Here is a 2,237-nt window from a genome sequence, read left to right as displayed (position 1 = left end):
CGGTGCAGCTGGTCGGCACCGACACGGCGCGGATCGTGGCCGCGGCATCCCGCCTGCTCGACGACGATCGTGCGTATGCCCTCGCGACGACCCGCCGCAATCCGTACGGCGATGGGGAGGCCGCCGAGCGTATCGTGCGCGGTCTCGAGCACGTCATCTTCAACACGCGCCCGCCGCAGCCGTTCGGGCCTCCGGGCTTCGATCGACTGTCGGTACTCCGCGCGGCGGGCAGCGCGGATCCGGTCGAGCAGGGCCGGTTGCATCCGTGGGGCGACTCCTGGTGAGCGAGGTGTCTCGTGTTTTTTGACATCTTCACGGGCCTGCCGCTCTGGGTGCAGGTGCTGTTCTGGGCGGTGCTGGCGATCACGGTTTCGTCCTTCGTGTCGGTCACGACGCTCCTCGTGTTCGCGGCACGGTTTCGGGCTCGTGTGCGCGGTGACGTGCGTCGCGACCCCGGAGGGATGAGCGAGGAGCGATTTCTCTGGGTGTTCCTCGTTCCCGCGCTCAACGAAGAGGTCACGATCGCCGATAGCGTCGCGCGCCTGCGACAGGTCGCGGCGACGCACGTGATGTTCCTGGTGATCAACGACGGTTCCGATGACCGCACCGGCGAGATCCTGGACGGGATGGACGATCCGCGCCTGAGGGTCCTGACCCGCACCGCCCCGCACGCCCGGGAGGGAAAGGCCGCCGCCCTGAACGCGGCGTACGCGCATGTCCGCTCGGAGCTTCGCGCCGACCCCGCCCTCTCGATGTGGGACGAAGACCACGTGATCGTCGTGGTGGTGGACGCCGACGGCCGGCTCGATCCCGAGGCTCCGCGATCGGCCGCGCGCCACTTTCACGACGGCGGCGTCGGGGGAGTGCAATCCCTCGTCCGCATCTACAACCGGCGCGGATGGCTCACCTGGGCGCAGGACGTGGAGTTCTCGTCCTTCGGCCTTGTCTTCCAGGCGGGGCGTGCCTGGTGGGGAACGGCAAACATGGGCGGAAACGGACAGTTCAACCGCCTGTCCGCGCTCGCGAGTATCGACGACGGGTCGGGCCCGTGGCGCGATCGGCTGACCGAGGATCAGGATCTCGGCGTGCGCCTCATCCAGGCCGGGTGGGCCGGGGTGCAGGACAACTCGGTCGCCATCGACCAGCAGGGCCTCAACTCGCTCCGACGCCTGTATCGCCAGCGGGTGCGCTGGGCGCAGGGCAGCTGGCAGGCCCTCGAGTTGCTGCGCGGTATCCCGCGCCTGCGGGTGCCGTTCCTCGCCCGCGTCGACAGCGTGTACTACCTGCTCACGCCGGCGCTTCAGCTCCTGACGGGTTTCGCCCTCGTCGTGTCCGTGGTCCTCGCCTTTGCGAGCGGGGTGCCCTACCGGCCCTCGCACTGGTGGATCCTGATCTTCTTCATGACCCTGTCGTTCGGGCCGGGCGTCGTCACGCTCGCGTTGCGCGGGGGTCGCTGGTATTCGCCCTTCGTCGCCCTCGTTCTCGTGATTCCCTACACGGCCTATTCGTGGATCGTGTTCCCCGTGCTCGCCGTCGGGCTGTTCCGACAGCTGTCGGGACGCACATCGTGGGCGAAGACGGCACGCGAGACGCAGGGGATGGATGCCTCGGCGGTCGGGGATACTGGAGGGGACGGCGCACACGAAAGACGTGGCGCCGAAAGCGACCGCACGGTCACGCCCCCGTAGCCCAATCGGCAGAGGCAGGCGACTTAAAATCGCTTCAGTGTGGGTTCGAGTCCCACCGGGGGTACCGCTCTGGGTGACGGAGAAGCTGCCGTGGGGCCTACGCTCCCTGAGTCTGTCGAAGGGAGCGCAGGAACCGGGCGCGATGAACTGGCGCGGCAACGAGTCACTTCGGCAGGCTCAGTGACCGGGGACAGCGCGCTCCCTGAGCCTGTCGAAGGGAGCACACCGGAACCGCGCACGCACGGCACAACGGGTCACTTCGGCAGGCTCAGTGACCGGGGCCCTCAGAAGGGTGGCGGATCCGTGTTTGGGGTGAAATGGATGGCCGAGGGTGGTTTGTCGATGTAGACGTGACCGCCGGGCGAGGTCCATTCGAGAACGCCGCCGCCGAGTTGTCGCACGGTCCAGGCCGTTTCGCCCTTCAACGTGTGGTGGCGTTTGCAGAGGCAGGCGAGGTTGCACACGGCCGTTTCACCGCCGAGGGCGTAGTCGAGAGTGTGATCGCGATCGCACCGGTGTGCGGGTTGCCGGCACCCGGGGAACCGGCAG

Annotated in this window: 3 protein-coding genes and 1 tRNA gene; 3 read left to right on the top strand and 1 reads right to left on the bottom strand. The window is 68.2% G+C overall.

Annotated elements, in window-relative coordinates:
• From MIC448_RS06215 to MIC448_RS06205, 3 genes are all read left to right on the top strand, one after another.
• Nucleotides 1–284 (top strand): UDP-N-acetylglucosamine 2-epimerase (locus tag MIC448_RS06215; protein ID WP_144237992.1); only part of this gene is annotated, 284 nt, incomplete at its 5' end.
• Between the two features lie 12 nt (nt 285–296).
• Nucleotides 297–1,688, top strand: a complete 1,392-nt coding sequence (locus tag MIC448_RS06210) for a glycosyltransferase family 2 protein (protein WP_081766214.1) — start codon at nt 297–299, stop codon at nt 1,686–1,688.
• A tRNA-Leu gene (locus MIC448_RS06205) sits at nt 1,679–1,752 on the top strand. The genes MIC448_RS06210 and MIC448_RS06205 overlap by 10 nt, the downstream gene beginning before the upstream one ends.
• Before the next feature lie 220 nt (nt 1,753–1,972).
• Here MIC448_RS06205 and MIC448_RS06200 read toward each other — a convergent pair.
• On the bottom strand, nt 1,973–2,237 hold a 265-nt coding region (locus tag MIC448_RS06200; protein WP_207875927.1), incomplete at its 5' end, for an HNH endonuclease signature motif containing protein.

Origin of the sequence: Microbacterium sp. C448 (assembly GCF_000582705.2) — a bacterium.
Classification (GTDB): Bacteria; Actinomycetota; Actinomycetes; order Actinomycetales; family Microbacteriaceae; genus Microbacterium; species Microbacterium lacus_A.
This window is presented reverse-complemented; position numbering and strand designations above follow the sequence as displayed.